5 protein-coding genes and 1 pseudogene are annotated in these 6407 nt (G+C 30.9%); all 6 read left to right on the forward strand.

The window, feature by feature from the left end; all coding sequences use genetic code 11:
- The first annotated feature begins 84 nt into the window (after positions 1–84).
- A complete protein-coding gene (locus GOQ24_RS11880; RefSeq protein ID WP_243731272.1) occupies positions 85–1131 on the forward strand; it encodes a hypothetical protein in 1047 nt (348 codons plus the stop codon).
- Positions 1132–1141: 10 nt separating this feature from the next.
- The gene (locus GOQ24_RS11885) at positions 1142–2494 is read left to right on the forward strand and encodes a hypothetical protein (RefSeq protein ID WP_160339779.1); all 1353 of its coding nucleotides are present in this window, start codon (positions 1142–1144) and stop codon (positions 2492–2494) included.
- Between the two features lie 55 nt (positions 2495–2549).
- Positions 2550–3608 (forward strand): hypothetical protein, encoded by a 1059-nt coding sequence (locus GOQ24_RS11890; RefSeq protein ID WP_160339780.1) that lies wholly within the window; start codon positions 2550–2552, stop codon positions 3606–3608.
- 84 nt (positions 3609–3692) lie between these two features.
- Positions 3693–4382 carry a hypothetical protein gene (locus GOQ24_RS11895; protein ID WP_160339781.1) on the forward strand — a complete coding sequence of 230 codons (690 nt, stop codon included), beginning with the start codon at positions 3693–3695 and terminating at the stop codon, positions 4380–4382.
- A gap of 2 nt (positions 4383–4384) precedes the next feature.
- Positions 4385–5191 (forward strand): hypothetical protein, encoded by an 807-nt coding sequence (locus tag GOQ24_RS11900; protein ID WP_160339782.1) that lies wholly within the window; start codon positions 4385–4387, stop codon positions 5189–5191.
- Between the two features lie 2 nt (positions 5192–5193).
- Positions 5194–6407, forward strand: a pseudogene (locus GOQ24_RS11905) (fibronectin type III domain-containing protein); the annotation flags it as partial.

Genomic DNA, 6407 nt, shown 5'->3' on the forward strand with positions numbered 1-6407 from the left:
ATTTTATAGTTAGCTTGTTGTGTAATAGATTTTATTTATTATCTTTGATTCGATTGATAAGTAAAGTCTATTAAGTTTTTTAATATGAGTATAGAAGAGCAAGATAATAATCAAGAAAATTTACCAGATATCAATCAAAATGATAATCAGGTAGAGAATAATCAAGGTAATGAACCTGGTATAGTTACAGATGAAGCTGTATTGGATTATTTTAAGAAGAAAGGTAGAGAGGTAAGTTCCATAGATGAGTTATTAAAAGAACCAGAAAAGGTTATTGAAACTAAGGAAGTGAATCCTTGGGAAGATTTAATGGATGATGACGACAAAGCTTTTTTTAACTATAAAAAAGAAACTGGTAGGACACGTAAGGAGTATGAAGCATTAAATACTAATATTGATGATATTCCACCATTACAGTTTGCTCGTGAACAAGTATTAAAGGAATCAGGGATTAAATTAAGTCAAAGTCAAGTAGATGAGTATCTTGAAAACAAATTAGGTATTTCAGATATTAATGACTTAACTACTAATGATTTAATAGAACTATCAAAGTATGGTAAGTCTATAAAAGATGCACGCTTAGAGGAGCAAGAAAAATACAGACAACCTATAAAAAAAGTAGTGCATAGTGCACAGCAGAATAATAATCAGGATGAATTAGTACAACTTGCCAATGGTACATTGATGAGAAAGTCTGATTATGAAATTGCTCAACAAAATCAAGATAAACACAATCAAATGATCAAAGAAGCTGTGAACAGTGTTACAGCAACTTCGTTTAAAGTGAGCATTGATGATAATGGTGAGCAAAAAGATTTGAATTACAACTATGATTATTCAGATAATGACAGGAGCAGTGCTCTGTCTATTGTATCTGACTTAGGAAAGTTTGTTCAAGACACCTATCAAGGTGCTGAAGGATTTAATCATAAACAATTTGCAGAAGATGTGTTTTGGTTAGACCCTAAGAATAGAAATACTGTTATTTCTTCCTTAGTTCATAAAGCAAGAGCAGAAGCTATTGAAGAAGTAATGAAACAAAGAGGTAATGTCAACTACAATACCCAATCTAATAATTTGTCAAACAAAGAAATGCCAGGAATTAAAATAATGAATATTAACGATATTTAATTTTTTCAAAATGGCTTTTGATTTAAAAGATACAAACAAATTAGGAATCCCTGTTATTGAAAATCCGGATTCTTCTTATGTTCCTAGACCTGAGAATTTTATTACAAAGTATGATTATGCAATGAAATTCGCACCTGAGATGATTCAAGGTTTGCATTTTGCAAATGGTAAAGGAAATATTACAGGTGTATTAGATGCTATTTCTAATGGAAGAAATAGAACATACGTTTCGGATATGATTCAATGGGCTGAGCAAGGTCGACTACACTTACATATTGAAGGTGTGAAAATTTCTGATAATGTTTTCACTTGTCCTAAACCACACCAGTTGAGAATTAACGATATTGTCGCTATTTCTGATGGTGAGAAAGAATGGCAAGCACACGTTGTAGAGATTACTTCTACTACTGTTTTTAAAGCATTAAACAAAAGTAGTGTTGATTTTCCAACTGAACCAGTAACTATTATTGCTGACTTTTTCTCTTCTGATAAAAAAGGGGGAGACGGAATGGATCAAGGGAAAAATTGGGATCCTAAAACACGTCAGAACTTTACACAAATTATCCCAGATAATTATACTATTTCAAATTCAGATGCGAAGCACATTACATGGGTAGGAGGCCCTAATAATGAAGCATACTGGATGCATACAGAAATTGAACGTTATAATACTATGTTTGACAACAAAGTAGAAATGGCAATTCTGTTTAATGACCGAGGAGATGATAACTCTCCAGCTGCTTTAGCAGGTTTACCTAGAGGTCAACAAGGGGTTATTCCATTTGTTGAAAATTATGGAAATATTGCAAATAACTTAATTGCTAGTGATGATGATTTATCAGACTTAGCATTTAGAGCAAAGCAACAAGGGGTATGTAAAGAGTTTATGTATTTCGCTAGGCATGCTCAAATGAGAGCTATTAGCAAAATGGCTAAATCTCTTAATGCAGCTCATGTTAATGGTGGCTATTATGGAGCTTTTAACAATAGTAAAGACATGGCCATGGCATTAGATTTTACTTCTATCTATATTGATGGAGTTGATTTCCACTTTAAACCTTGGGCACTATTGGATGACCCAACATTATTAGGAGCAACTAATTTTGATACTTCTTCTTTAGCGTTTTTTGGTGTACCTACAGGGCGAGTAGATGTAATGAATAATGGTAAAGTTGAATCTGTACCCTATTTAGAGGTTCTATATCGAGGAATGGATAGAAAACGTCAAATGAAAATGTTTGGTCTTTTTGGTCAACAAGTAAAAGGAGACCGCTCTTACATCGATTTGTTAACTGAATGTACTAATAGAGTGGTTGGAGCTAACAACTTTGTTGTAGGTCGTTCTACTGAGGTATATGTATAAAAACTAACTAATGAGTCAACTACAATTGTTGGCTCATTGTTTCTATTTTTAAATTATGGCACAAATTATTTTTAGACTTATAGGGAATAAACACCCACAGAGCTGGACACTTCCTATTAATGGAGCTACAGCTGTAAAACCTGGTACAAGACAGTCCAAACTGATTAATTATTACAAAGGGAATGATTCAATCTTCACAGAGGATGTTCTTGCTGAGAACAAGGAAATTAAACCAAGTAAGATACCTGCGTTTGTATTAAACGAAATTGTAGGAAAAACAGAGTTAAAGGTAAATGAAACAGATACTAATCTAATTCAGTTACTTAAATCTCACTCTTGGTTTGGTAAGAAATACGGTATTTTCACTTTGGAAAAAGAAAGTGAAGATGCATTGAAAGAGTATGACTTAAAACTTAAAGCTGCTGAATTAGTAAAAGACCTTACTGATATTGAATTACGTTCAAAGGCTATGGTAGTGTTTGGAATTGAAGCTATGCATTGGCAGTTAACAGTAGCTAATCACAAATTAAAAGAATTAGCTTTTAACAAACCAGAAGATATTATATCTAAGTTAGAATCTAAGAATTTTGAATCTCAATATATTGCTGCACAAGCTTTCGTAGAAGGTATTGTAAAGAATAACTTAGGTCAGACAAAAGTTATTTGGAGCGACACAGAAGAAACAATCATTACGTTAGCAGTTGGCGAAAAAGGGAATATAAAACTTGGAGAGTTTCTTAACAATGGAAGCGACCAAGCTTTATCAACAATGCAAGTAATCGCTCAAAAACTTGGTGTTGAAGACAAAAATATTCCTACATCTACATCAAAAGAAAATTCAATTGTTTTGTTAGAAAAGGACAAGGAGATTGAAAAGTTAAAATATGAATTAGCTTCTAAAGAAAAGGATACATCTAAAGATGATTTGATTGCAGAATTACAAGCTAAGTTGGCAGAGGTTAAATCTATCAAGGAAGATGAAGTAGTAAAAACAGAAACTACTGAGTTGACTTTAGAAGAAGCTCAAGCAAAATATTTTGAGAAATTTGGAAAAGAACCTGGTCCTAGATATAAGAATGATATAGAATATATTAAAGCTGAGTTGAATAAATAGTTTTATATAAATAACCCTTACTATATAAAACTTATATAAATAAAATCTATTATCTTTGAATAAGATGATAGATTTTTTTTTATTATGTATTTGATTGATTTAGTTTATAAAACGATACTTGCTATTGCAAATAGTGATATAAGGGGTAATATAAAGCCTAGTGAAATTAGATTGTTAATCAATACTACTATTGAGGAAATATATGAGAGTTATTTCTATGAGTTAAATCGAATTCAAAATAGGGGTAATAAAGGATTAATAGAGCAAGGGATTGGTAATATATCTGATAGAATCAGAGAGAAATTAGACCATTATAAAGTAGAGTTTTCAGCTACCTTACAGAATGATATTATTTCACTACCAAAAGACCTAAGGTACTTAGAAAGTGTTTTTGTAGATAATAGTGAAGTAGAACTATTTAAAAATCAATCAGCATTTAGAATAAATAAATCGTTTGCAAGAAAATTATACCCTATCGGATATAAGAACTCAGGGAATAGTATTGTAGTATACCCTATCGGATATAAAGTGTATCAAGTTACTTATTTGAGAAAAGTAAAAATGCCTAACTGGACATTCGTAAAAGTTAGAGGCACTGAAGTTTTTAATCCTTCCACATCAGATTTTCAAGATATAGATATGCATCAAAGTGAAGTGTATAATATAATTATCAAGACACTTCAGAAAGTGGGAATAAATCTGAAAGAACAAGAGCTTCAACAAGTAATGGCTCAACAACAAAATATTGAGTTTAATCAAGAAATTCAAAGTTAGTTATGACAGAAGAACAATATTATAGTGATCCAAAATCACATGGTAAATATCAGTATGTTCCTTTGAATGATATAATTGAGAATATGTTGTCAGAGACATATGATGAAGATTCTTATTTAAAAAATACATCAAGGAGTAAGCTATTAAAACATGCTCTTAATGGTATTAAACAACTCAATACAAATACTGCGAATGATATACTTGCTGTAGAAATAACTGTCCCAGATAGTTTATATATTACTATGCCCTTTGATTATGTTGATTGGGTAAGAATATCTGTAATTATAGATGGTAAACTTCAACCATTGAATGAGAATAAAAAAATAAATACTGCGATAGCTTATTTACAAGACCATAAAGGGGAATTGTTATTTGACGATAGAGGAATGGTTTTAACAGCTGATTCAGGCAATATTTACAACACACCTTATCAAAGATATAAAGTTGAGAGTTGTTGTGGTTGTGGAGGAGGAAACTTCTCTAATAAGGATTTTTCTAAGTATGGGGAATTTGTAATAGACGAGCGTAGAGGTACGATTGCTTTCTCATCAGACTTAATGGATAAAGATATAGTTTTGGAATATATTTCTGATGGACTACAAGCAGATTTAAGAGAAGAAGAGATAACTATACATAAGTACTTACAAGAACCTCTTGAAAATTTAATATACCATTTATGTATTGAACGCAGAAGGAATGTGCCAGCTAATGAAAAACAGCGTGCATTTCAAAGGTATAAAGGTTCTCTACATCAAGCTAAACTTGATAAGATGAATTTTAAGTTATATGAAGTATTAAGAAGGATTTAGTTATGCCAAATATTAGAAGAACTTTTGTAAAAGGGATAATGAATAAAGACGTAGATGAACGTCTTTTAGATGATGGGTATTTTCGTCATGCTGAGAATATTATAATTAATACTTCAGAAGGTAGTAATGTAGGAGCAATAGAAAAGTGTTTATCAAATAAGCAGTTGACTAACCTTTACATAGGAAGTAATGTAGAGACATTAGGCACATATACTGATGAGGCAAAGAGAAAGTTATATTGGTGGGTAATATCTAACAGAGGGTGTTATGTATTAGAGTATGATATACAGACAAAAGTGTTGTACTTTTTATTACAAGATACTAGAACAACAAAAGTGTTAGACTTAAAGAGGGGAAATTTAATAACAGGCATAATAAAAATTGTCTCAGAAACAGCAGGTAAAGATTTACTTATTTGGTCTGATGGTAATATGGAGATTTGCTGTATTAATATTGAACGATCTAAAAAATACGCAGAAAATGGATTTGAAAAAGAGGATATATATCTAATCAAAAAGCCCCCAATTGAAGCTCCAAAAATTACAATGAGTTTTGACGAGGACTATTCTAATAACATTCAAGATAAGTTTATCGCATTTTCTTATAGATATAAATACCTTGATGGAGAATTTTCTGCAATTTCAGCCTTTTCTAATTATGCTTTTGAACCATTAGGTTTATCTATAGATTTTGATACTAACGATAATGTTGGTATGGTAAATAGATACAATGCAGTAAGAGTAGATTTTAATACTGGAGACAAGAGGGTTAAAGAAATTCAAGTATTAGCTAAGGAAAGTAATTCAAATAATGTTTATATCGTTGAAAATTTCGTAAAAGAAAAAGAAGGGTGGGGGCATAATCAAATAAAAAGCATAAAATACTCTAATAATAAATTATATAATCTACTTCCTGAAAGAGAATTATATAAACAATTTGACAATGTACCACGAAAAGCTAGAGCACTTACAGCTATATCTAATAGACTTATATTAGGTAATTATACTGAGGGATATGATATAAAAGACCAGAATGGATCTCCTATAAAAATAGATTATAATGTTGGAGTTGCTTCTGAAAAAATAAATATTGAACTTCCTATTTCTAGTTATATACATGATAAATGGTTTGTATTTAAATTTTCTAATCTAAAGAAAGGTAATGTCCTTGAATTCAATTTAGAGATAATGTCAAAATGGAATACAAATGTCGATTT

The organism is Myroides sp. LoEW2-1 (assembly GCF_009767705.1).
Taxonomy (GTDB): domain Bacteria; phylum Bacteroidota; class Bacteroidia; order Flavobacteriales; family Flavobacteriaceae; genus Flavobacterium; species Flavobacterium album_A.